This is a genomic window from Devosia sp. 1635 (assembly GCF_013185955.1).
In the GTDB taxonomy this organism is placed as follows: Bacteria; Pseudomonadota; Alphaproteobacteria; order Rhizobiales; family Devosiaceae; genus Devosia.
This window is the reverse complement of the sequence record NZ_JABAOM010000003.1, coordinates 324,483-346,986: the sequence shown is the minus strand read 5'-3', so window position 1 is coordinate 346,986 and position 22,504 is coordinate 324,483. Positions and strand designations below refer to the sequence as shown.

At 64.3% G+C, this 22,504-nt stretch carries 22 protein-coding genes; 10 read left to right on the top strand and 12 right to left on the bottom strand.

Features of this window, described 5'->3' with window-relative positions:
* Positions 1–9: 9 nt before the first annotated feature.
* Positions 10–987 carry a C4-dicarboxylate TRAP transporter substrate-binding protein gene (locus HRU92_RS13935; RefSeq protein WP_172121643.1) on the bottom strand — a complete coding sequence of 326 codons (978 nt, stop codon included), beginning with the start codon at positions 985–987 and terminating at the stop codon, positions 10–12.
* Positions 988–1,077: 90 nt separating this feature from the next.
* Here HRU92_RS13935 and HRU92_RS13930 point away from each other — a divergent pair, with 90 nt between their 5' ends.
* Positions 1,078–1,782, top strand: coding sequence for a GntR family transcriptional regulator (locus HRU92_RS13930; RefSeq protein WP_172121642.1), 705 nt, complete (start codon positions 1,078–1,080; stop codon positions 1,780–1,782).
* Between the two features lie 17 nt (positions 1,783–1,799).
* Here HRU92_RS13930 and HRU92_RS13925 read toward each other — a convergent pair whose 3' ends face one another.
* Positions 1,800–2,270, bottom strand: a complete 471-nt coding sequence (locus HRU92_RS13925; RefSeq protein WP_172121641.1) for a MarR family transcriptional regulator — start codon at positions 2,268–2,270, stop codon at positions 1,800–1,802.
* 69 nt (positions 2,271–2,339) lie between these two features.
* Here HRU92_RS13925 and HRU92_RS13920 point away from each other — a divergent pair, with 69 nt between their 5' ends.
* The 9 genes from HRU92_RS13920 to HRU92_RS13880 all read left to right on the top strand — a co-directional run bounded on the left by HRU92_RS13920 (position 2,340) and on the right by HRU92_RS13880 (position 12,473).
* Positions 2,340–3,521 carry an HlyD family secretion protein gene (locus HRU92_RS13920; RefSeq protein WP_210259518.1) on the top strand — a complete coding sequence of 394 codons (1,182 nt, stop codon included), beginning with the start codon at positions 2,340–2,342 and terminating at the stop codon, positions 3,519–3,521.
* A 9-nt stretch (positions 3,522–3,530) separates the two neighbouring features.
* Positions 3,531–4,634: a hypothetical protein gene (locus HRU92_RS13915; RefSeq protein ID WP_173088358.1), complete on the top strand. Its 1,104-nt coding sequence runs from the start codon at positions 3,531–3,533 to the stop codon at positions 4,632–4,634.
* Positions 4,635–4,714: 80 nt separating this feature from the next.
* Positions 4,715–5,761, top strand: coding sequence for a LacI family DNA-binding transcriptional regulator (locus tag HRU92_RS13910; protein ID WP_172121639.1), 1,047 nt, complete (start codon positions 4,715–4,717; stop codon positions 5,759–5,761).
* A gap of 143 nt (positions 5,762–5,904) precedes the next feature.
* The gene (locus tag HRU92_RS13905) at positions 5,905–6,906 is read left to right on the top strand and encodes a sugar ABC transporter substrate-binding protein (RefSeq protein ID WP_248307181.1); all 1,002 of its coding nucleotides are present in this window, start codon (positions 5,905–5,907) and stop codon (positions 6,904–6,906) included.
* A 67-nt stretch (positions 6,907–6,973) separates the two neighbouring features.
* The gene (locus tag HRU92_RS13900) at positions 6,974–7,798 is read left to right on the top strand and encodes an ATP-binding cassette domain-containing protein (protein WP_127754898.1); all 825 of its coding nucleotides are present in this window, start codon (positions 6,974–6,976) and stop codon (positions 7,796–7,798) included.
* Positions 7,795–9,054, top strand: coding sequence for a sugar ABC transporter permease (locus tag HRU92_RS13895; RefSeq protein WP_173088356.1), 1,260 nt, complete (start codon positions 7,795–7,797; stop codon positions 9,052–9,054). The genes HRU92_RS13900 and HRU92_RS13895 overlap by 4 nt, the downstream gene beginning before the upstream one ends.
* Before the next feature lie 122 nt (positions 9,055–9,176).
* Entirely contained in the window at positions 9,177–9,908 is a 732-nt protein-coding gene (locus HRU92_RS13890) for an SDR family oxidoreductase (RefSeq protein ID WP_172121636.1), read from the top strand.
* Between the two features lie 24 nt (positions 9,909–9,932).
* Positions 9,933–11,552: an FGGY-family carbohydrate kinase gene (locus HRU92_RS13885; protein ID WP_172121635.1), complete on the top strand. Its 1,620-nt coding sequence runs from the start codon at positions 9,933–9,935 to the stop codon at positions 11,550–11,552.
* Positions 11,553–11,624: 72 nt separating this feature from the next.
* The gene (locus HRU92_RS13880; protein ID WP_172121634.1) at positions 11,625–12,473 is read left to right on the top strand and encodes a sugar phosphate isomerase/epimerase; all 849 of its coding nucleotides are present in this window, start codon (positions 11,625–11,627) and stop codon (positions 12,471–12,473) included.
* 25 nt (positions 12,474–12,498) lie between these two features.
* Here HRU92_RS13880 and HRU92_RS13875 read toward each other — a convergent pair whose 3' ends face one another.
* The 10 genes from HRU92_RS13875 to HRU92_RS13830 form a co-directional block, all read right to left on the bottom strand.
* The gene (locus tag HRU92_RS13875; protein WP_172121633.1) at positions 12,499–13,083 is read right to left on the bottom strand and encodes a hypothetical protein; all 585 of its coding nucleotides are present in this window, start codon (positions 13,081–13,083) and stop codon (positions 12,499–12,501) included.
* A gap of 435 nt (positions 13,084–13,518) precedes the next feature.
* Entirely contained in the window at positions 13,519–14,736 is a 1,218-nt protein-coding gene (locus tag HRU92_RS13870; RefSeq protein WP_172121632.1) for a YeeE/YedE family protein, read from the bottom strand.
* A 94-nt stretch (positions 14,737–14,830) separates the two neighbouring features.
* A complete protein-coding gene (locus tag HRU92_RS13865; RefSeq protein ID WP_173088354.1) occupies positions 14,831–15,733 on the bottom strand; it encodes a sulfurtransferase in 903 nt (300 codons plus the stop codon).
* A 162-nt stretch (positions 15,734–15,895) separates the two neighbouring features.
* Complete coding sequence (locus tag HRU92_RS13860) at positions 15,896–16,585, bottom strand: hypothetical protein (RefSeq protein ID WP_173088352.1); 690 nt, start codon at positions 16,583–16,585, stop codon at positions 15,896–15,898.
* A 111-nt stretch (positions 16,586–16,696) separates the two neighbouring features.
* Positions 16,697–17,977, bottom strand: a complete 1,281-nt coding sequence (locus HRU92_RS13855) for an aminotransferase class I/II-fold pyridoxal phosphate-dependent enzyme (protein WP_173088350.1) — start codon at positions 17,975–17,977, stop codon at positions 16,697–16,699.
* A 129-nt stretch (positions 17,978–18,106) separates the two neighbouring features.
* Positions 18,107–18,895, bottom strand: coding sequence for a DUF1684 domain-containing protein (locus HRU92_RS13850; RefSeq protein WP_172121628.1), 789 nt, complete (start codon positions 18,893–18,895; stop codon positions 18,107–18,109).
* Positions 18,892–19,653 (bottom strand): ABC transporter ATP-binding protein, encoded by a 762-nt coding sequence (locus HRU92_RS13845; RefSeq protein ID WP_172121627.1) that lies wholly within the window; start codon positions 19,651–19,653, stop codon positions 18,892–18,894. Before HRU92_RS13845 ends, HRU92_RS13850 begins: the two co-directional genes overlap by 4 nt.
* Positions 19,650–20,459, bottom strand: a complete 810-nt coding sequence (locus HRU92_RS13840; RefSeq protein ID WP_172121626.1) for an ABC transporter ATP-binding protein — start codon at positions 20,457–20,459, stop codon at positions 19,650–19,652. The genes HRU92_RS13845 and HRU92_RS13840 overlap by 4 nt, the downstream gene beginning before the upstream one ends.
* Positions 20,456–21,310: an ABC transporter permease gene (locus tag HRU92_RS13835; protein ID WP_172121625.1), complete on the bottom strand. Its 855-nt coding sequence runs from the start codon at positions 21,308–21,310 to the stop codon at positions 20,456–20,458. The genes HRU92_RS13840 and HRU92_RS13835 overlap by 4 nt, the downstream gene beginning before the upstream one ends.
* A complete protein-coding gene (locus HRU92_RS13830) occupies positions 21,307–22,254 on the bottom strand; it encodes an ABC transporter permease (protein ID WP_349236726.1) in 948 nt (315 codons plus the stop codon). The genes HRU92_RS13835 and HRU92_RS13830 overlap by 4 nt, the downstream gene beginning before the upstream one ends.
* Between the last annotated feature and the right edge of the window lie 250 nt (positions 22,255–22,504).

Below are 22,504 nucleotides of genomic sequence, written 5' to 3'. Positions count from 1 at the left end.
CAGAGTGAATTACTGGTTGGCGATCGCCTGCAACTCGTCCCGCAACGTGCCATAGCCGAGCTTGTCATAAACGCCGGCCGTCGCTTCCTTGAACGGGGTGACGTCGATCTCGTTGACAGTCATTCCGGCGGCGACGAGGTCGGCCTCGATCTGGGCCAGGGCATCCTGGGTGCCATAGGAAGCGATGTCGCCAGCCTTAAGGGCCTCGTCGCGCAGCACGGTTTGCAGCTCGGCCGGCAGGCTGTCGAACCAAGGGCCGGAGGTGACAAGTCCGGTGATCAGGTTGATATGCCCGGTCTTGGTGAGGACGGACGTGACTTCCTGCAGATTGGAGCCAAAGCCGGCGGGAAGCTGGGCTTCCACGGAATCGATCACGTTCTGCTCAAGGCCTGAATAAACTTCCGAGAACGGCATCGGGGTTGGGGTCGCGCCCATGGCGGAAACCGTTTCCACCCAGACCGGCGCGCCTGGGGTACGCATGCGCGAGCCATTGAGGTCAGCGGGCACATTGACTGGCATCTTGGTCCAGAGGTGCCGCTCACCCTGCCACCAGTTGAACGAGAGCACCTGGTGACCCGAAGCGTCGTGCAGCTTGGTGATCCATTCCTCCATCTGCGGGGAAACGACGACCTTGCGGATGCCTTCATAGCCCGAAGCGAGATAAGGAGCGCCGAGCACGCCAAATTCGTTGACGAATGCGGCGAGGCGACCGCCATCAACCACCACAGCGACCGGCGCTCCGGCACGGGCCTGCTCCAGCACGTCTTCATCGGCGCCCAACTGCGAATTGGGGAAGAGCTTGACTTCGATGGCGCCATTGGAGGCGGTGGCGACATTGTCGCGGAAGGCTTCAAGCCCCTTATACAGCGGGTCTGAAGTGGCCAGCGCCGTGTTGACGCTGAGAGTATAGTCCGCCGACATCGCGGGAACCGAGTACGAGATGACCAGGCCAGCAGCAAGCGCCGCGGCGAGCGGTGTGAATTTCATGATTTCCTCCCAAGCGGCGTAGCCGCGACGTTCCGTGCTCTAGGCAACGGCTTCACAAAAATGGTAGTATGGTAGTTCAAAGGAGTCAACATGGTAACGATTGCACCCCTGACCCATGAGGGTGCCCAATTGGGGCGGCCCGCTACCGTAGGCAACAAGGTCTTTGAGGCCATGCGCCAGGCCATCATCCAGCTGCAGTTGCGGCCAGGCGATCCCTTGTCGGAAGCCGAGATGGCTCGCCAGCTCGGTGTGTCTCGCCAGCCCGTGCGCGAAGCCTTCATCAAACTTGCGGAGGTGGGGCTGGTGGAGATTCGGCCCCAGCGGGGCACTTCGGTGGTGATGATTTCACGCCGGGAAGTGGAAAACGCCCGGTTCATTCGGGAAGCCATTGAAGTAGCCGTGGTGCGCAAGGCGGCCGCCGAGGCCGACCCTCGTCACCATTCCATTCTCGATGGGTTGATCGAGCGGCAGCGCCAGGCCAATTATGCGGGCGAGCATGTGGAATTCTTGCGCCTCGATGAAGCCTTTCACCAGGCGATTGCACTGGCTGCCGATTGCGAACATGCCTGGCGTTTGCTGGAGAGCCTCAAGGCGCAGATGGACCGGGTGCGCTACCTGTCGCTCTCAGACGCCACGCCGATCAAGACCTTGATCGAGCAGCACGCGGTAATTGCCGACGCCATCCGCCGCCGTGATCCAGATAGCGCCGAAGCGGGGATGCAGCGACACCTAAGCGAAATCCTGACTTCTCTGCCCAAATTGGCGGAAGCCCATGCCAACTGGTTTTCCGCCTGAGCCGGGAAGGCGTCAAATCACTGCCGGGGATGCAGCCGGGTAAGGGCGGCAACGCCATCGAGGAAGTCCGCCACAGTGTCCATATCCTTGTCGGTCAGGTTTTCCGTCACCCGAACATAGGCCTGTTCGATTTCCCGATACCTCGCCAGTGGCTCGGCGGCTTGCTGTTTGTCCAGTTCGATCAACACACTGCGGCGATCGTCTGGATTGGGCAGGCGACGCACAAAGCCTGCCCGTTCCAAGCGATCCAGCAAGGCCGTCCCTGAGCCCGAACTCAGATGCAGCTCGTCGATGATCTGCTTGGGACTGATCGGTGCTCCTGCTCGGGCCAGTAGGCCAATGCAGGAGAAATCGGTTGGATGCAGCTTCTGGGCGCGGGCAGCGGCCTCACGCGCGCTTTCCACATTGCGCATCAGATTTTGCAGCGCCGATCCGAGCCGGCGCATCTTCAGGTCGCGCGCACTGCTGCTTGACGTTTTCTCTTCCATGAAGTATCTCTACGGTGAAGACAAATTACTTCTAGAGGCGTCGGCCCCTTGAAGCAAGGACGAAAAAACGTGGTTCGCACAACTGCTCAAATCGATACCGAAGTTGCAACTCCCGCGCAGGCGCTGCAGCCACACGCTGCGGCAGGCAAGCCAGATGAAGCTGCGCCGCGTGCGGAACCGGCCGCCAAACGAGCCAACCCGGCACGCAAGGTGGCCGGGGTGATCCTTGTTGTCCTTATCGGCACTTTGGGCTGGCATGTAGCGACCGACCTGGTGGCTCCGGCGAGTTCCTCGGGTTCGGTGACGGCGCTAACCGCGTTGATGGCCCCCAGGGTATCGGGACAGGTGCAAACTGTACTGGTGCAGGACAATCAGTTTGTCGTCCGGGGTACGCCGCTGTTTGAACTGGATCCGGCTCCCTTTGACCTGGCGGTCCGGCAAGCCGAGGCCAATCTCGCTCAAGTCACGCAAACCCTTGACGCTTCGGTCATCTCGCTGGTGGCGACTGAAGCCAAAGTTGAGCAGGCGCGCGCCAGCCTTGATACGGCCCGGACCGCTGCCGAGCGCACCACGAGCCTGCATCAGCGTGGTTTGGCATCACAGGTTCAGCTCGATGCGGCAAATGCACAACTGGCATCGGCGCGTTCGGGACTTGATGCCGCCATTGCGGAACTTGAAAGCGCCCGGCTTCGTGCCGGTGGCAAGGAAGCCAATCCGCAGGTGGAAACGGCTGCGGTGCAGCTCGAGCAAGCGCGGCTCAACCGATCCTTTGCTTCGGTGCTGGCCCCCGCTGACGGGGTGGTCACCAATCTCAAGCTCGCCCAGGGCCAGGATGTGAATGCCGGCACCCCCGCGCTCACCTTTATCGAGGCCGATAATTCCTGGGTGGTGGTCGATATGCGCGAAAATCAGCTTGCCAATATCGATGTCGGCGATGACGCTGATATCCTGTTTGATGGCGCACCGGGCCGCAAATATCCTGGCGTGGTGCGCGGCATTGCCTGGGGCATTGATCCCGGCCGCACCGCTGCTAACGGCTTGCCGCAGAATCAGGCCATGGCCCGCTGGTTCGAGCCGGCCCGGACGATCCCGGTGCATGTTGAACTGGCGCCCGACCAAACCTGGCCGGACAATGTTCGGGTGGGCTCAAAGGCCAGTGCGCTGGTTTACGCGCAGGGCCGCTCGCATCCGGTGGCTGTTGCGGCCTCTGCCTTGCAGACGCTCAGCGCTTATTTCTCCTATCTGTACTAACGGGCAGCCATGTTCATCGCTCCCCGGCCGCTGATCGATGAAGACCCGTTATTTGCCGTGCGGGTCGCCATCATGCCTGTTATCGGGCTCCTCATTGGCATTGCCTTCCGCTCGCCCTTGGCGATGATTTTTCCCACCCTGATGTTCTCGCTCCTGGCGGGCAATCGGAAGGCTTTCGATGCCCGGCGGGTCTTTGCCGCTCCCATCCTGTTCAGCGGGGTGTTGTGGCTGATGTCGGGTGTGGTGCTGCTGTTTTCAGGCATCCCGGCGCTGCTGTTGCTGGTGATCGGCGGCATCTATTTTCTCGCCTTTTACCTCATCCAGCGAACCGGCAACGCCTTTGGCTTGCTGATCATCGTCGCCGTGGCGCTGATGTCGATCATGGGCCTCGGCTCCTACCCGGCCATGGCTTATCTGCGCAGCGAGATAAGCAAGGCGGCCTTGTGCTCGGCCGTTGTCATCCCACTGCTTTATGTGCTGCTGCCGCCCCGCACCACCGAGATCAATGTGGACAAGTATGAACCGGCATTTCCCTCAGGATGGGGGATCCGTGCGGCCAATCGCACGGTGGTCATGCTGGGCTATAGCCTGTTCTTGTACACGATCCTCGACTTCTCCAACATGATGCTGGCAGTCGCCGGCATGTTCGTGCTGGTGCAATCGACGCGTCGCTCGATCTGGGCAGAGGCGGGACAGCGCAGTTTTTCAGTGACCCTTGGGGGAGTGCTGGCGCTCACCATTCTTGCGCTCCTCAATTGGGTCGGGCATCTGGCTGTGCTGCTGTGCCTGGTCTTTCTCGCGACCCTCTGGTTAGGGCACAAGATGCTGAGGGGCCGGTTGCCCTCTATGGCTTATCAGGATGCTGCTTCGGTGATGATTTCGCTGGTCGGCAGCGCGCTGGCCACCTCCGAGCCCGGCTTTGCGTTCGTCCAGCGGGCGGGCTTGACGGTGGCCGGTACGCTGCTTGCCGCGCTCTTGGTGTCGCTTCTGGACGCCACCTTTCTCCTCGGGACTCCGCCGGAGACAAGGCGGCAGCGCCTGCATAGGCTTCTGCAGCCCTCCCTCCTCCTGCGGCGAGCAAAGCACCTGCTTGACAGCCTCGCGGCGCCGTGAAACGATTTACGTAAATCGTTTTTAGCTTCGGCTTGAGGCGGCTCACCGGGGAGGGTGGGAAGATCAAGATCAACGTGACCATGAAGGACGTTGCCAAGCGCGCGGGCGTTTCCGTGGCGACGGTGTCCAACGTGCTATCGGGCGACAAGCCGGTTCGTGCCGGCTCGCGCGAGCAGGTCATGGCGGCGGTCGCGGCGCTCAACTACCGGGTCAATCCGGCGGCCTCTTATCTCCGCAGCGGGCGCTCCAAGATCGTAGCGGCGATCGTGCCGGCCCTCGACAACCCATTCTTTCCCACCATCCTGGCGGCAGTGGAAGCCAGCTGCCAGAAGGATGGCTTCGAGCTGATCGTGGCAAGTTCCGCCCATCAGCCCGAAATCGAGGAAGCCCGCATCAACGCTTTGATGCAATGGAAGCCCGCCGGCTTCATCATCATACCCTGCTCGGCCGGACTTGCGTCCCGCAAGCAGATCGAGGCGGCCCGCATCCCCTTGGTCTTTGCCGATCGGGCGCCCGACGGCGAGCCCAGCGACTTCGTCGAGATCGACAATGTTGCCGCCGGTGCGGCAGCGGCCCGCCACCTGGTGCAGCTCGGTCATCGACAAATCACCGTCTGCACCCCCTCGCTGGGAGTGCGAAATCTGCGCGAGCGCATCGCTGGCGTCGCGCAAGTGCTGGCTGAATTCGGCGCCGAACCCTTGGTGGTGGAAACCGGCCTTGGCGGCGTGCCCGAAGCGTTGCCAGACACGGCGGAGGCGCAGATTGCCATCGCCAGCGCGATCGTTGCCTTGATGAATACAACGACACTGCAAGTGCTCGCGGCGCTCAACCGCACTGGGCGTGCGGTACCTCACGACGTGTCGCTGGTGGGCTTTGATGATTATTCCTGGATGCCGGTTGCCCGGCCGTCCATCACCGCGATCCGGCAGCCTGTTGACCTCATAGGGCGGCTGGCCTGGTCGCAATTGCTCGAACGCATCAACGGCGCCAGCGGTGGCCCGGTGCACCGGCAGCTGCCGGTGGAACTGGTGCTGCGTGAATCGACCGCCGCACCGGGCTCCACGGGCAAGAGCGTGGGACACGCAACAGGAGGCGCAGAGCTGCTGACGCTCGGCCGACGGCGCTAAGCGCCGCCAGGAAGAATCAAGGGAATCCCGGCCCAGACACAAAGTCGGGCGGGGGGAGTGAGTGAAATCAACCACAATGGGAGGACTACATGTCTAGAACTTTGATCGGAACTGCGCTGGCAACGACGCTTGCCGGCTTGCTGATGGCGGCCCCAGCTTTCGCCCAGGTCGAAAATGCCACGATTGCCTTTTTGATGCCGGACCAGGGCTCCACGCGCTACGAGGAGCATGATTGGCCGGGCTTCCAGGCCGAAATGCAAAAGCTCTGCGCCAACTGCAATCTGATCTACCAGAACGCAACGGCTGATGCGGCGCTGCAGCAGCAACAGTTCAACTCCGCCATCACCCAAGGCGCCACGGTGATCGTGCTTGACCCGGTGGACTCCTCGGCCGCCGCATCGCTGGTCCAGCAGGCCCATGCCCAGGGCGTCAAGGTGATCGCCTATGACCGCCCGATCCCCGATACCCCGGCGGATTATTATGTGTCCTTCGACAATGAAGGTATTGGCCGGGCCATCGCGCAGTCGCTGGTGGACCACCTCAAGGCTGAGGGCGTGCCCGAGGGCGCGGGGGTGCTGCAGATCAATGGTTCGCCCACCGACGCGGCAGCCGGCTTGATCCGGGACGGCATTGACTCGGCGCTCGATGCGTCCGGCTACGAGACCCTGGCTGAGTTCGATACCCCCGACTGGGTGCCGGCCGAAGCCCAGCAATGGGCGAGCGGACAGATCACTCGCTTTGGCGACCAGATCGTGGGCGTGGCTGCGGCCAATGACGGCACTGCCGGCGGCGCCATCGCTGCGTTCAAGGCGACAGGCGTTGACCCCGTTCCGCCCGTCACGGGCAATGACGCGGTGATCGCGGCACTGCAGCTGATCATTTCGGGGGATCAGTACAACACCATCTCCAAGCCGTCCGAGATCGTGGCGGCTGCTGCGGCGCAAGTCGCCTACAAGCTGCTGAACGGGGAAACCCCCGAAGCCAAGACGACGCTTTACGACACGCCCTCGGAGCTGTTCGTGCCGGTTGTGGTGACGCGCGAAAACATCAAGGCCGAGATCTTCGACAAGGACATCGCCAGCGCAGAGGAAGTGTGCACGGGTGAATATGCCGAAGGCTGCCGCGAACTGGGCATTCTCGAGTAAGCGCCACCCCGTCCGCTCGGCCAGGTCATGGCCGGGCGGATGTTTCTCCTGAGCGAAGGGGCAGGCCATGTCCGACCAGTCATCAACTGCGCAGCATACTGGCGAGCCGGTACTCAGCCTGCGTGGCATTTCCAAGAATTTCGGCGCGGTATCAGCGCTGACCGATATCGAGCTAGAGGTGCATGCTGGCGAGGTCGTGGCGCTGGTGGGCGACAACGGCGCTGGCAAGTCGACCCTTGTCAAGATCCTGGCTGGCGTGCACCAGCCGTCGGCAGGCACTATCCGTTTCAATGGGCAAGAGGTGAGCCTCGACAGCCCCGCCGCAGCGCTTAATCTTGGCATCGCCACGGTGTTCCAGGATCTGGCGCTGTGCGAAAACCTCGATGTTGTCGCCAATATCTATCTTGGGCGCGAGCAGAACCCCTGGCGCCTTGATGAGGTGGCGATGGAAGTGCGCGCCTGGACGCTGCTTAACGAGCTGTCCGCCCGCATTCCTTCGGTGCGCGAGCCGGTGGCGTCGCTCTCGGGCGGGCAGCGCCAGACCGTAGCCATCGCTCGCTCGCTGCTGCTGGAACCCAAGCTCATCATGCTTGACGAGCCCACTGCCGCTCTTGGCGTGGCGCAGACCGCCGAAGTGTTGAACCTGATCGAGCGGGTTCGCGCGCGGGGGCTGGGTGTGCTGATGATCAGCCACAACATGGAGGATGTGCGGGCAGTCGCGGACCGCATTGTCGTGCTGCGCCTGGGCCGCAACAATGGCGTGTTCACGCCCGAGGATTCCAACCACGAGCTGGTGGCGGCCATCACCGGCGCTACTGAAAACGCCGTGTCGCGGCGCATGAGCCGCAAACAACTTGCTGCGGACACATCCGACCAGGAGGCAATGCGATGAGCCAGCTCGATCAGGTAAGGCCTGAGGCTTCCCGTGAACTGGACCGCAGCGATGTACGCGTCCGGCGTGACGAGGGCGTCTCGGGCGCGATCCGAGGCTTTTTCGACCGGGTGCGTTCGGGCGACCTTGGCATGTTGCCCGTTGCCGTCGGGCTGGTGGTGATCTCGCTGGTGTTCAGCGCCCTCAACCCAGTTTATCTGGCGCCCAATAACCTCGTGAACCTGCTGTTCGATTGCGCCACGGTCGGCATCATTTCGCTCGGCATTGTTTGCGTGCTGATGCTGGGCGAGATCGACCTGTCGGTTGGCTCGATGAGCGGGCTGGCTTCCGCCCTGTTCGGCTCGCTTTGGGTGACGCAGGGCTGGCCTTTTGAGGTCGCGCTCCTTGCTGCCCTCCTCGCCGGCGTCGTCGTCGGCAGCATCTATGCGCTGCTCTACAATCGGCTTGGGATGCCAAGCTTTGTGGCCACGCTTGCGGGGCTACTCGCTCTTTTGGGTCTGCAGCTTTACATTTTGGGCAATGCCGGCTCGATCAATCTGCCCTACCAGTCGCCGCTGGTGATGTTCGGGCAGATCCTGATGATGCCCAAATGGCTGTCCCATGCGCTGGGCTTGCTGCCCGGCATTTTCACCATCGTTTTGGGTATGCGGACGATCCAGCGCCGGCGCGCGGCTAATCTGAGTGCCGGGGGAATGGGCGGGCTCTTGTTCAAGGCCGCGGTGTTGACCCTCGTGATCGAAGGGGCCGTTTACTACCTTAATCTCGGGCGCGGCGTGCCCTGGATGTTCGGCCTCTTTGTGGCGCTGGTCATCATCATGGATTACGCCTTTACCCGCACCAAATGGGGCCGCTCCATGCAGGCGGTGGGCGGCAACAAGGAAGCGGCCCGCCGCGCCGGCATCAATGTGCGACGCATCTATGCCAGTGCCTTTATCCTGTGCTCGACCTTTGCCGCGCTGGGCGGCGTGCTGGCGGCCTCGCGGCTGGCGTCCTCGAGCCAGCAGGCCGGCACGGGCGACGTCAACCTCAACGCCATTGCCGCAGCGGTGATCGGCGGCACGAGCCTCTTTGGCGGGCGGGGCAGTGCCTATTCGGCGCTGCTCGGCATCATCGTCATCCAGGCCATCGCCAATGGGCTGACCCTGCTGAACCTCAATTCGTCCCTGCGCTACATGATCACCGGCGCCGTGCTGGCCATCGCCGTGATCGTCGATTCGCTGGCCCGGCGCTCGCGCGCCTCGCATGGGCGGGCTTGAGAGCCGAAACTGCCCGCGGGCATGCAAGAATCAGGCTGATGGGCAAACCCGCCCATCAGCAACAGTTTGGGTTAAGCAAAAGGCTGTGGCGAGCTTCAACCCCTTTATCCAGGAGAACAAGAATGGCGCAATCCCTGCAAGGCAAGATCGCGGTGATCACCGGGGCGGCTTCGGGCATCGGCTTGGCGACCACCAAGGCCCTGCTCAAGGAGGGCGCGACGGTGGTGATGGTGGACCGCAACGAGGCGGCGCTGACGGCGCTTGCGGGCGAACTGGGCGACAAGGCGGTGGTTCAGGTCACCGACCTGCTCGACGCCGAGAGCTGCAACGCCATGGTGCCCGAGATCCTCGCCAAGGTGCCTCATATCGACATCCTTTACTGCAATGCCGGCACCTATGTCGGCGGTGATCTGCTTGAAACCACGCCCGAAGCCATCGACCGGATGCTCAATCTCAACGTCAATGCGGTGATGAAGAATGTGCATGGCGTTTTGCCTCATATGATGGAGCGCAAGACCGGCGATATCCTCGTTACCTGCTCGGTGGCCGGGCATTTCCCCACCTATTGGGAGCCGGTTTATTCGGGCTCCAAATGGGCCATTACGAGCTTTGTGCAGGGCATGCGCCGCCAGCTCATTCCCTATGGTATCCGCGTCGGCCAGGTCTCACCGGGGCCAGTGGTTTCAGCCCTACTGGCCGACTGGCCCGAGGAGAATTTGCGCAAGGCCAAGGAATCCGGCAGCCTCATGGATCCCGAGGAAGTGTCGGACGCCATTGTCTACATGCTCACGCGTAAGCGCACCGTGACGATCCGCGACATGATCGTGCTCCCCACCAGCTTCGACCGCGTCTGACACGGGCTTAGGGGAGAAACCGCCATGGCCAGCTATGTTATTGGGGTTGATGTCGGCACCGGCTCGGCGCGAGCCGGCGTATTCGACACCGAGGGTCGGATGCTGGCCACGGCGCGCCGCAATATCGACATGCACCGCGAGGACGGCGGCATCGCCGAGCAATCCAGCGCGCAAATCTGGCAGGCGGTCTGCGAAACGGTTGGGCAAAGTGTAGCCGAAGCCGGGATCGACCCGGCCGATGTGCGCGGGCTTGGGTTCGATGCCACCTGCTCACTGGTCGTGCTGGGCCCCCAGGGCGAAAGCCTGCCGGTGGGCGACCCCGCCCATCCCGAACGCGACATTATCGTCTGGATGGATCATCGGGCGCTGGAGCAGGCCGAGCGCATCAATGCGCAGGGCCATGCCGTGCTGCAATATGTGGGCGGCCGCATTTCGCCCGAGATGGAAACGCCGAAACTGCTGTGGTTGAGCGAGAATCGCCCGGACATCTATGCCCGGGCCGCCAGTTTCTTTGACCTCACCGATTTCCTGACCTGGAAGGCGAGCGGAGCGCTGGATCGCTCGGCCTGCACCGTCACTTGCAAATGGACCTATCTGGCCCATGAGCGCCGTTGGGATGCGAGTTATTTCCGCCAGATTGGCCTGGCGGACCTGGCCGACCAGAACTTCCAGCGTATCGGCCAAAGCGTCGTCGACCCCGGCACGCCGCTGGGACAGGGGCTGACCGAAGCCGCGGCAAAGGCGATGGGCTTGTTGCCGGGCACGGCCGTGGCAGCCGGGTTGATCGACGCCCATGCGGGTGGATTGGGCACGGTTGCGGCCGGTGGCGACGCCATGCGCTGCCTCGGCTATGTGTTCGGCACCTCATCGTGCACCATGACGACTACCAAAGAACCGGCTTTTGTACCCGGTGTGTGGGGGCCCTATTATTCGGCCATGGTGCCCGGGGCCTGGCTGAACGAAGGGGGGCAGTCGGCAGCCGGTGCCGCAATCGATCAGCTGGTGCAACTGCATCCCGGTAATGCGGAAGCGACGGCCGTAGCAAAAGCGGCCGGCATGTCCCTGCCGCAGTGGCTTGCCGATCGCGCCTTGCAGCTCGCCGACAACGCCAGCGCCACGGTGCGGCTGGCCGACGACCTGCATGTGGTGCCGGAATTTTTGGGCAACCGCGCGCCCTTTGCCGATCCGCATGCCCGTGCCGTGATCATGGGCCAAGGCATGGAATCGGGTCCGGATTCGCTGGTGGCCCTTTACGTCGCCGGCATTTGCGGCCTGGGTTATGGCCTGCGCCAGATCATCGAAACGCAGGCGGTTCATGGCGCTCCAGTGGAGACGATCAGCATCAGTGGTGGCGCGGGCGCCCATCCGCTGACCCGGCAATTGCTAGCCGATGCCACGGGCCTTCCGGTCGATATCACGGAATCCCCTGAGCCCGTGCTGCTGGGCGCGGCCATGCTGGGGGCGGTGGCGTGCTACCTTTATCCGGACCTGCAAACGGCAATGCCGGCCATGTCTCGCGTGGCGGCGCGCTGCCTGCCCAACCCTGACCTGCGGGCGCTGCAGGATTTCCGCTACCAGGCGTTCCTCACCCTGCAGGCTACGGCGCGGGATCTCCGCAACCTTGCCGCCGCCCATCGGTGCTGAGGCGCCATGTTGGTTTCTGGCTATTTGAGACGGCACCGTAGTCAAGATTTCTGACGAGAAGAGGAAAAGGCAATGCAAGGCTTTGGTGTTCACACCAGCATGTGGACGATGAACTGGGATCGGGCGGGAGCGGAGCGCACGGTTGCCGCCGCTGCGGCCTACAAGATGGATTTCATCGAAATCGCCCTGGTCAACCCAACTGTGGTGGATCCGGCTCATACAAGATCGCTGCTCGAGCAGCACAATATGCGGGCGGTCTGCTCGCTCGGCCTGCCTGAGGGCAGCTGGCCTTCGGTTGATCCAGAAGCGGGGATCGCCCATCTCAAGCATGTCATGGATGTTGCCGCAGCCATGGGGGCGGAGGCCCTGTCGGGCGTCACCTATGGCGGCATCGGCCAGCGCAGCGGGCTGCCCCCCACGACGCCGGAATATGACAACATGGCCCGGGCGCTGGAAGCGGCGGCGCGTCATGCCAAGCAGGTGGGCCTGGCCTTTGGCATCGAGCCGGTCAACCGCTACGAGAACCACCTGATCAACACGGCGGCGCAGGCCCGCTGGATGATCGAGAAGGTGGGTGCCGACAATATCTTCATCCACCTCGACACCTACCACATGAATATCGAGGAAAAGGGCGCGGGCAACGGCATCATCGATGCCGGGGACCTGCTGCGGTATATCCATATGTCGGAATCCGATCGCGGTACCCCCGGCGAAGGCACCTGCGATTGGGACGAAATCTATGCAACCCTCGCTGCTATCGGCTTCAAGGGCGGCATTGCCATGGAAAGCTTCATCAACATGCCGCCCGAGCTTGCCTATGGCCTTGCGGTTTGGCGGCCCGTCGCCAACAGCTTTGAGGAAGTGATGGACAAGGGCCTGCCGTTCCTGCGCAACAAGGCCAAGCAGTACCGGTTAATTTAGCCGGTCAACAAACCCGGCTGTCGACTCAGGCGGCGGCCGGAAAGAACTCTGAGAGCACTTCGAGCGAACGATCCTGGCGGTGGGCGTCGATATCCCCGCCGCCTTCCGCCAGAGCTGCATCGCGCTGGCGCAGCAGGTCCGCGATCTGCTCCCCATAGGCAACGATGATCGCCGTCAGCCACCGGTTCACCAGATAAGAGGGCCGGGGCATCTGCATGTCGAAGCGCTCGAGCAGCGGGATCGTCGTGGACGCATCGGCCCAGTCGTCGCCTACCACCCATTGATTGACGGTGAAGAGGCGCAGCAAGCGCCCTTCACCATCGACGCCGATCGCCACCAGATGGTGGATGGGACCGGCGGGACCCTCCGGGCGCAGGAAGCAGTGGAAATGGCCGTGCTCGCGCGCGCCTTCCTCTGCCGGGTGGCAATGGTAGAACCATTGGGAATTGCTCGCAGGGTCGAACACATCGCCGGGGGGATAATGCTCCCATGCCTCAATCGTGGTCACGCCGGCAAATGTTTCGCTCAGCACATTGAGGCCGCCCTTGGCGAGGATTGTCTCGCAAAAGGCGACTTCAGCCAGGGCCTGCCGGCGGGCGTCCTCACTCATCTCAGGACGGGTCCAGAACCAGATCAGGCGCTTCCGCACCCGCAGGCTTAGCCTTGGGCGGAGGTGGCGGGGCAGCCAGCGCAGCCTGCGGCTGAGCCGGAGGTGTCGCCCGCGGTGGTGGCGGGGGCGGTGCCTTGCCGGCAGCAGGCGGGGTGGCCGGGGGTGGCGGAGGCGCCGCCAGCTGTGGCGCACCGGCCGCGCAGGGTGCAGCGGCTGGGGGTGGGGGAGCCGCGCGCATGGGTGCGGCCGGCGCGCCGGCGGCGCAGGGAGAGGCCCCCGCAGCACAGGGCGCGGCTGCACAAGGGGCAGAACCCCCCGCTGCGGCAACGGTCTGGGTGCCCGGACGCGGCGGCACCGGATTGGTCAGGTGGTCATAGGCGATCGCGGCAGTGGAAACGGCCAGAGCGGCGCCAAACAGAAGGGTGTTACGCGCGCTCATTTCTTGGCCAGTCCATCAAGTCCGAATACCGGCCGCAGGGCAATGCCGAAGAACGAGCCCACGAAAGCTGCGGCAAACCAGAGCCAGCCATGCAGGCTGCCGGTGGCGATGCCCGAAAACAGCGCGCCGATATTGCAGCCAAAGGACAGGCGGGCGCCGTAGCCCATGAGGAGGCCCCCAACAATGGCAGCAAGCAGCGAGCCGAGAGGCAAGGCAGCCTTGGGCGCAAATTTGCCGGCGATGGCGGCGGCAGCGGCGGCGCCGAGCACGAGGCCAAAATCCATCACCGAAACGGTGTCGGCCAGAACGCTGGACTGCAGGGCCTGGGCCTGAGCGGGCCAGGTCCAGAACTCCCAACTGGCGACATCGATGCCGACGGCCTGGGCTATCTTGGCGCCCCAAAGCCCGAAGCCATAGGTAATGGACCAGGGGTGGCCGGCCAGCAGGAGCGTCGCGACATTGAGCAGCGCCAGCACTAGGCCAGCACCCACGAGAGGCCAGGGTCCACGCAGGATCCAGCCCCAATCGGCCCTTGCCGGTGCCGGTTCATGCTCGATATTGCCATGCACGCGCTTTTCAACCAGCGCGGTGATCAACGCCACGATGGCCAGGCCCGCAATGGTGACGGCGATGGCAAAGCCGACACCCAGTTCGGCACCGATGCTGATCGGCGGCAGCGAGGGTTGCTGCAGCCAGAACGGCAGATGGGCCGTGCCGGCGACGGCGCCGATGATGAAGAAGACCAGCGTCACCAGCATACGGGCGGAGCCGCCGCCCACGGTGAACAGCGTGCCCGATCCGCAGCCGCCGCCCAGTTGCATGCCCAACCCGAAAATGGCGGCGCCGAGCAGCACGGAAAGGCCGACCGGGGCCATGGCGCCAACCATGGCCTGGCCGCCGATATTGCCGGCAGCCACGAGGGGGATCATGGCGATCGCGGCCACGCCGATGGCGAGCATCTGGGCGCGCATGCCGCGGCCGCGCTTTTCCACCACCATGCGGCGCCAGCCGCCGGTGAAGCCAAAGGAGCCGTGGTAAAGCGCAACGCCGAGCATCGCACCGATCAGGAAGAGGCCGCCCTGGCGCAGGTCGACCTGCCAAGTAATGAGGGCAAAGCCCAAGACAAGCATGGCGCTCGCCACGAGGAGCGGCGCCCGGTCAGGGACAATGGTGGGGAGCAGTTTGGGCGGGGCGGCCGCAGATATCTGGCTCATGGGTCTCGAAAAACTGGTGTGTTCAAAAAGCTTTGGATGCTGCGCCGGTCAAGCGCAACACCCAAGATGGTGGTGGCGGGGCGGCGCCAGGTTTTTACTGGATCGGGCGGGCCGGATCGGCAGCCCATTCGGCCATGGAGCCGTCATACATGGCGGTGTTCTTGTTGCCCGCCACTTCGCTCAGGGCGAACCAGGCGATGGATGCCCAGTGGCCGGTGTTGCAGAAGACGATGTTTTCTTCGCCTTCGGCCAGGCCCACGCCCTGCGCCAGGGTGGCAATGGTTTCGGGCTGGGCAAAGCTCGCATATTCGCCGCTGTAAAGGGTCGAGTGCGGGATGTTGACCGCGCCCGGGATGGTGCCAGTGACACGAACGACCGGGCTCTTGGACTGGCCGACGAACTGCTCGGTGGGGCGGCCATCGATGAGCTTGGTGCCTTTTTCAAGAGCGGCCTGCACGTCAGGGGTGGTGGCGCGCAGTTGGGGCTGAATTTCGTAGGGGAACTCAACGGGCACGGGCTTGGCGGCCTCGGCGACGCGCTCGCCGCCCTGGGCATCGTATTGGCGCCAGCCACCATCGAGAATGGAAACATCGTTGTAGCCCAGATACTTGAAGGTCCAGTAGACCCGGGTGGCGCCACCGAATTCGGAGGAGTCGGTGCCCCACGGAACGATCACGACGTGATCGTCCCCGTCGATGCCCAGATTGCCGATCAGCTCGGCGATCTCAGCTTCGGGCGGGATCTGGCCGGGGACGCCGTCGACCTCGGTGCGCCAGCCGGCGCTGGCATAGGGGGCGACTACGGCATTGGCGATATAGGGCAATTCGCCGAGGTCGGTGCCTTCGATCTCGTCACGTATGTCGATGATCTTGACGTTCTCGTCAGCGGCATTAGCCTTGAGCCAGTCGGCGGTGACCAGCGGGGTCACCTCGGCGGCCTGGACGGCGACGGGAACCGCGACCAGCATGGCGGCCGCAACCAAAGACGAAAAACGCATCCCACACTCCTGCAAAGTTGCTGAGAGCATAAGGCTTTGGGCGTGCGGAAGCGAAGTCTGGCGCTCCAAAGCCCGGGCAGAATAGATAAAAGCCTGGTTGTTTTGGCCGCCGAGCAGAGAAGAAAATTCTACTCGGCGGCAAGTATCGCCGCGGGGCGGAGTTTATTGTGCCCCGGCGCGGAAGATCTCGACGGCACCGAAACTGTCGAGCTCGGCGCGGATATGGTTGGCGGCGAGCTCGATCGGGCCGAGGCGGGCGCCGGTGATGATGACGGTGCCGGGGGTGAAGGGCAGGCCGATGCGGCTGGCGTATTCGCTGGTCCAGCGGGCCGCTTCAAGGAGGTCGGAGACTGACAGATTGGTGGTCAGCGTCTGGCTCTCGTCGCCGGCAAGTAGCTGGATTGCCACGGCAATTTCGCTGTAGGCCGGTGGCAGGGGCTGGGGGGTGCCGAGGACGAGGCCGCCGGTGACGAGGAGGTCGGCGTGCTTGGCGGCGGCGGGCCATTCAGCGTCGGCCTGAGTGCGCGAGCGGATGAATTCGAGGGCGGGGGCGATGCGGAAGGAGCCATCACCAGCGACAACCAGGGCGAATTCGACCTCGAAGCGCAGACCGGAAAGATCAACGGTTTCAGCGCTTTGGTGAACCCAGGCCTTGGGAATGGGAGCCGCCGTCATGGTGGCGCCGGGTGACCAGGGGGAGACTTTCCAGGCACCGATGCCACCGAGGGCGGCGATCAGTTCGGACTGGATGGCTTCGCTTTCAGCGGGGGTTTGCGGGGGCGTGGCGGTGGTGCGGGGGACCGGATTGCCGGTGGTGATGGCGTCGAGCAGCTGGGTGGTGAAGGGGTGCAAACGGGGTCTCCGGGGCGGTTGGCCGGGTTTTGGCCATGATGATGAACGCGTTCTGAACAAAATGTCAGGTGCCCGCCGGCTGGTGCGATTGCAGCCGGCGAGCGGAATGGGTCAGGCGGCCGGGACGGCAGCCAGGGCCTGCTCGATATCGGCGATGATGTCGTCGATATGCTCGATGCCAACCGAGATGCGCACGAGGTCTTCGGAAACCCCGGCCTTGGCCAGTTCCTCGGCATTGAGCTGGCGGTGGGTGGTGGTGGCGGGATGGGCGGCGAGCGACTTGGCGTCGCCGATATTGACCAGCCGCAGGATCATCTTGAGATTGTCGATGAAGACGCCGCCGGCGTCGCGACCGCCCTTGATGCCAAAGCTCAAAATGCCCGAAGCCTTGCCCTTGGTGATCTTCTGGGCCACCGCATGGAAGCGGCTATCGGGGAGGGCGGCGTAGTTCACCCAGGCAACCTTGGGGTGGTTCTGGAGGAATTGAGCGACCTTGAGGGCGTTGTCGCAATGGCGCTGCATGCGCAGTGCCAGGGTTTCGAGGCCCTGCAGGATCAGGAAGGCGTTGAAGGGCGAAAGGGCGGCGCCGGTATTGCGCAGCGGCACGACGCGGGCGCGGCCGATAAAGGCGGCGGCCCCGAGCGCTTCGGTATAAACCACGCCATGGTAGGAGGGGTCGGCCTGGTTGAGGATGGGGAAGCGGTCCTTGTTGGCGACCCAGTCGAACTTGCCGCTATCGACGATGATGCCGCCGATCGAGGTGCCGTGCCCGCCAATATATTTGGTGAGGGAATGCACCACGATATCGGCGCCGAAATCGAAGGGGCGGCAGAGCACCGGGGTCGCGACCGTGTTGTCGACGATCACGGGCACGCCATGGCGATGGGCGATCTCGCTGATGCGCTGGATGTCGACGACATTGCCAAGCGGGTTGCCAATGGATTCAAGGAACACGGCCTTGGTCCTGGCGTCGATCAGGCGTTCAAAGCCCTCGAAATCGTCAAAGCCGACCATACGCACTTCGATGCCCTGGCGGGGGAAAGTGTGCTGGAAGAGGTTATAGGTGCCGCCATAAAGCTGGGAGATGGAGACGATGTTGTCGCCGGCTTCCGCGATGGTCTGGATGGCATAGGTAATGGCCGACATGCCCGAGGCGACGGCGAGGGCGCCGATGCCGCCTTCCATTTCGGCGACCCGCGCTTCGAGCACCGCGGTCGTGGGGTTCATGATGCGGGTATAGATATTGCCGGCGACCTTGAGATCGAAGAGATCGGCGCCATGCTGGGTGTCGTCAAAGGTATAGGACGTGGTCTGGTAGATCGGCACGGCTGCGGCCTTGGTGGTGGCTTCGGCGGTGTAGCCGTGGTGCAGGGCGATCGATTCGAGCTTCATGGTTTCCTCCAGTGTTTTTGTGGGCCGGTCGGCTGGTGCAGCAAGGGAGCATGCCGAAGTGAGGGCGGCAACCGCCCGGGGCGGAACAGTGTTCCCCCGGGCGGCGGCGCAAGGTAAAAGCGCCGCGGCCTAGTGGCTGTTGGCCAGACGCTTTTCGCCGGCCTCGATGCGGATGGGCAGGACGTTCTCGGCGGGCGGCAGCGGGCAGACGGCAAAGTCGGTGAAGGCGCAGGGCGGATTGATGGCCTTGTTGAAGTCGAGGACGATCGAGGTGTCGGTGACCTCCTCGCCAAACACGAAGCGGCAGGCGCCATAGGTTTCGCTTTGCGCGGTTAGGTCGCGAATAACGAACTGCGGGCTTTGCGGCGTGCCATGGGTGGCAAGCAGCTCGTAAGTCGTGCCCTCGCGGGTGAACACGGCTTTGTGGGAGGCCTCGACCTCGGTCGGGATCGCCTTGGAGGTGGTGATGGAAAGCTGCTTGGGGGCGTCGAGCGCGATCCATTGGGCTGAGATGCGCCAGCTCGGATCATAGGGGAAGTAGTCGATCGGGGGCAGGTCGTCGCCAGCTGATGAAGCGGTGTCGCGCACGCGCAGCGCGTTTTCGCCGTTGAGGGTGGTGACTTCGAGCAGAAGGTTTTCGGCGATGAAGCGGGGCGGGTTGGTTTTGGAGAGCGCGAGCTTAGTCGGCTCGCCGCCAAGGGGCGTATAGGTGACGCTGCCGTCCGGGCCTTGCGTCAGGGTGCCGATATGGGCGGGGCCGGTGGGCAAGACGATGTCGTTATCGGCGGCGCTGCCGACCGAGACGGTGCCCTCGGACAGCCAATCGCGGGCAATGATGTTGAGCCAGCCATCGGGGGCCTTGAGGGCGGCGAGGCGGCGGTCTTGCCAGGCGGTGTAATCGGCGGGGGCGGTGGTCATAGCGTCGGGGTCTCCAGATGCAGGCGCGGCACGCTGGCAAGCAGGCGCTGCGTATAGGGGTGTTGGGGATGGGCGAGCACGTCGCGGGTGAGGCCGGCTTCAACAATGCGGCCGCGCTCGAGAATAATGACGCGGCGACAGAGGGCCGCAACGACACCCAGATCGTGCGACACGAGCAAGAGGCTCATGGATTGGCTGAGGCCCGCCAGGAGTTCGACAATGCGAATGCGGGTGGTGAGATCCAAAGCGCTCACCGCTTCATCGGCCAGCAGCAGGCGGGGCCGGGCGACAATGGCGCGGGCAATGGCGATGCGCTGGCGCTGGCCGCCCGAGAACTGGTGGGGGTAGCGGGTGGCGGCATCGGCATCGAGCCCGACCGCGGCGAGGGCGGCCCTGATCATCTGCGGATGGTCGCCTTCGACCCGGAGCGAGCGCAGGGGTTCGGCAATGACGGCCTGGATGGTCTGGCGCGGATCGAGTGAGGAATAGGGATCCTGAAACACGACCTGCGCCTGGCGGCGGAAATTTCGCATGAAAGCGCGGTTGCGCGGGTCGAGCGGGGCGCCATCAAAATGGATGGTACCAGTGCCCGGGCGTTCGAGGCCGAGGAGCAGGCGCAAAATCGTGGTTTTGCCGGAGCCGGATTCCCCGACCAGCCCGACGGTGTCGCCCTCCGCGATTTCGAACGAGATATTGTCGAGGATTGGGCGGCTCCGGGTGTAGCCGAAGCCGACATTTTCAACCGTAACAAGGCTCATGGCTGGCCCTCCAGTGCACGGTCAAAGCTGCGCGCGGCGGCCAAGAGGCTGCGCGTATAGTCGTGCTGGGGGGTGTTGAACACGGTGCCGACGGGACCGGCTTCCACGGCAACGCCGCGGCGCAACACGACCACGCGCTCGACGGTATTGGCGACGACGGGCAGGTCGTGGCTGATGAAGAGGAGCGCCATGTTGCGCTCGCGCACGAGACGATCGAGCAGCTGCAGGATTTCGGCTTGCGTCGTGACATCGAGCGCGGTGGTGGGTTCGTCGGCGATCAACAGATCAGGCCGGCAGGCCAGGGCCATGGCGATGGCGACGCGCTGGCGCTGGCCGCCGGAGAGCTCATGGGGATAGGCACGGGCGATGCGGGCGGGATCGGGGAGGGACACTTCGCCCATCAGGATCTGCACTGCTTCGGCGAGAGCGCTGCCGGACAGGGGCTTGCCGTCGCGGCGGGCGCGGCGCGCCAGGGGCTCGGCGATCTGCTTGCCGATACGCATCAAGGGATCGAGCGCGGTCAGCGGTTCCTGGAACACGGTGGCCACAGCGGTGCCGCGCAGCGGGTTGAGCTTTTGCTCTGATGTGCCGACCATCTGCTGGCCGGCGAGATGCACCGAGCCGGTGGCGGCAAGGCCCCGCGGCAGCAGGCCGGTGGTGGCCAGCGCGGTCAGCGACTTGCCCGAGCCGGATTCGCCGATCAGGCCGAGGCGCTCGCCCCGCTCGAGGGTAAAGCTCAGATTGGAGACCAGCGTGCTGGCACCGGCGTGGATGGAAAGGTTGTCGACGGTCAGCAAGGGGCTCATCGGCTGCGCCTCGTCGGATCGGCGCGGTCGCGCAGGCCATCGGCGAGGAGATTCATGCCGATCACCAGCGACACAAGAGCGAGGCCGGGCGCGATGGCGCCGATGGGGGCGGTGTAAACCGTGGCTTGGGCTTCCTGCAGCAGCCGGCCCCAAGAGGCATTGGGCGGCGGGGCGCCGAGGCCCAGATAGGAGAGCGAGGCTTCGGCGATGACGGCAAGGCCGAACTGGAGGGCGAAATTGACCGAAAGGGTGGGCAGGATATTGGGCAGGATGTGGATGAGCACGATCTTTGGCCAGGAGCTGCCCGAGGTGCGGGCGGCGGTGATGTAATCCATCACCAGCACGCGCTTGGCGAGAATGCGGGTGAGGCGGGCAACAATGGCCGAAAGGGCAATGCCGAGCGCGAGGATGGCGGAGCCAAGGCTCGCCGTATCGCTCGCCGCCACCACCAGCATGGCAATGAGGAGGGTGGGAAAGGCAATGAGAATATCGAGGGCGGCGGCGAGCACGTCATCGAGCCATTTGCTGGCAAAGGCGGCGAGGAGCCCGAGGGTAACGCCGATCACCGCGCCAATGGCGACAGCGCCGATGCCGACCTGAAGGGCAATGCGGCTGCCGATCATCAGCTGGGTCCAAAGATCGCGGCCGAGCCGGTCGGTGCCGACCCAGTGGAGAAGGCTTGGGCCCTCGAGGCGGCCGCCGGAAAAGGCGGTGGGATCATAGGGCGTCCAGACGAGGGTCAGGAGCCCGACAACGAGATGGAGGCTCACCAGGGCAATGCCGACCCAAAGGAGCAGCGCGCGCGGACGGCGCTGCGGGGCCGCGGTGGCGGTGGTGGAAATGGTGGTCATGCGCGGGCCTCGCTGCGGGTGCGCAGGCGCGGATCGATCAGGCGCTGGGCGAGATCGGCGGCAAAGCCGATGAGCAGGACGAGGAGGGTCGAAACGAAGAGCACGCCCTGCACATTGGGATAATCGCGCTGCTGGATGGCCAGGAGCAGCATGGAGCCAAGGCCGGGAAGGCTGAACACGCGCTCGATCACCACGGCGCCAAGAAAGGTCGAGGCCAGCTCGATGCCGAGAATGGAAATCACCGGCACGGCGCCATTGCGGATGCCGTGGCGGATGAGAGCCTCGGGGAAGCTGGCGCCCAAAGCGCGGGCGGTGCGCAGGAAATCGCTGCCCAGCACTTCGAGGGTGGCGGCGCGCACATAGCGCAGCAGCGAGGCGCCCATGACGAGGCCAATGGTGAGGGCAGGCAGGATCATGCCAGTGGCGGCTTCGCCAAAGCTGCTCCAGCCGCGCAGGGGAAAGCCGCCCGAGGGCAGCCAGCGCAGGTTCACGGCAAAAAGGGTAACGAGCAGAATGCCGACCCAGAACACGGGAATGGCGATGCCGAGTTGCGAGACGACCGAGATGGTGGCGCCATACCAGCGATCGGCCTTGACCGCCGAGATGATGCCGAGGGGAATGGCGAGGAGGAGCGCGATGGCAAAGCCAAGCGCGGTGAGGGGCAGGGTGACGGCGAGGCGATTGCCGATTTCGGCGAGCACGGAGGCGCGGCTGACAAAGGAGGTGCCCAGATCAAGCCGGGCGATATTGCCGAGGAAGGTGGTGAACTGGGTGAAGAGGGGCTGGTCGGAGCCGACCTGGGCGCGGGCGGCCTCGATCTGCTGGGGGGTGGCGCCGACGCCCAGCAGTGCATTGGCGGGATCGCCGGGCAGCAGGCGCAGCAGGACAAACAGCACCACGGCCGCGATCAGCAGGGACAGCAGCAGGATGATGGTGCGGCGGATGGTATAGGCGAGAATGGGCTGATGTCCTTTGGCGGCGATGCGACGCGCGCAGTGTAGCTGGGGGCGATGGACAAAACCACCGGCGCCCCGAAAGGGCCGGTGGGGTTATCCAATGATGGATGTGTGCTCTAGGTTCGCTCTCTGGAGAAGAGCGGGTCTAGCGGTGGCAGGCTCAACGACCCCCTCCCCAGCTCCGCTAGGGCCTTGCGGCCCAAGCTGCGCTACCCTCCCCGCAAGGGGGAGGGTGGGA

Excerpts from the sequence above, each read along its gene's own strand:
- HRU92_RS13930 (WP_172121642.1), top strand. The coding sequence starts at position 1,078 with ATGGTAACGATTGCACCCCTGACCCATGAGGGTGCCCAATTGGGGCGG.
- HRU92_RS13870 (WP_172121632.1), bottom strand. The coding sequence starts at position 14,736 with ATGAGCCAGATATCTGCGGCCGCCCCGCCCAAACTGCTCCCCACCATT.
- HRU92_RS13900 (WP_127754898.1), top strand. The coding sequence starts at position 6,974 with ATGTCCGACCAGTCATCAACTGCGCAGCATACTGGCGAGCCGGTACTC.
- HRU92_RS13890 (WP_172121636.1), top strand. The coding sequence starts at position 9,177 with ATGGCGCAATCCCTGCAAGGCAAGATCGCGGTGATCACCGGGGCGGCT.
- HRU92_RS13905 (WP_248307181.1), top strand. The coding sequence starts at position 5,905 with ATGGCGGCCCCAGCTTTCGCCCAGGTCGAAAATGCCACGATTGCCTTT.
- HRU92_RS13910 (WP_172121639.1), top strand. The coding sequence starts at position 4,715 with ATGAAGGACGTTGCCAAGCGCGCGGGCGTTTCCGTGGCGACGGTGTCC.
- HRU92_RS13875 (WP_172121633.1), bottom strand. The coding sequence starts at position 13,083 with ATGAGTGAGGACGCCCGCCGGCAGGCCCTGGCTGAAGTCGCCTTTTGC.
- HRU92_RS13865 (WP_173088354.1), bottom strand. The coding sequence starts at position 15,733 with ATGCGTTTTTCGTCTTTGGTTGCGGCCGCCATGCTGGTCGCGGTTCCC.
- HRU92_RS13925 (WP_172121641.1), bottom strand. The coding sequence starts at position 2,270 with ATGGAAGAGAAAACGTCAAGCAGCAGTGCGCGCGACCTGAAGATGCGC.
- HRU92_RS13835 (WP_172121625.1), bottom strand. The coding sequence starts at position 21,310 with ATGACCACCATTTCCACCACCGCCACCGCGGCCCCGCAGCGCCGTCCG.
- HRU92_RS13895 (WP_173088356.1), top strand. The coding sequence starts at position 7,795 with ATGAGCCAGCTCGATCAGGTAAGGCCTGAGGCTTCCCGTGAACTGGAC.
- HRU92_RS13840 (WP_172121626.1), bottom strand. The coding sequence starts at position 20,459 with ATGAGCCCCTTGCTGACCGTCGACAACCTTTCCATCCACGCCGGTGCC.
- HRU92_RS13885 (WP_172121635.1), top strand. The coding sequence starts at position 9,933 with ATGGCCAGCTATGTTATTGGGGTTGATGTCGGCACCGGCTCGGCGCGA.
- HRU92_RS13880 (WP_172121634.1), top strand. The coding sequence starts at position 11,625 with ATGCAAGGCTTTGGTGTTCACACCAGCATGTGGACGATGAACTGGGAT.
- HRU92_RS13915 (WP_173088358.1), top strand. The coding sequence starts at position 3,531 with ATGTTCATCGCTCCCCGGCCGCTGATCGATGAAGACCCGTTATTTGCC.
- HRU92_RS13845 (WP_172121627.1), bottom strand. The coding sequence starts at position 19,653 with ATGAGCCTTGTTACGGTTGAAAATGTCGGCTTCGGCTACACCCGGAGC.
- HRU92_RS13850 (WP_172121628.1), bottom strand. The coding sequence starts at position 18,895 with ATGACCACCGCCCCCGCCGATTACACCGCCTGGCAAGACCGCCGCCTC.
- HRU92_RS13935 (WP_172121643.1), bottom strand. The coding sequence starts at position 987 with ATGAAATTCACACCGCTCGCCGCGGCGCTTGCTGCTGGCCTGGTCATC.
- HRU92_RS13855 (WP_173088350.1), bottom strand. The coding sequence starts at position 17,977 with ATGAAGCTCGAATCGATCGCCCTGCACCACGGCTACACCGCCGAAGCC.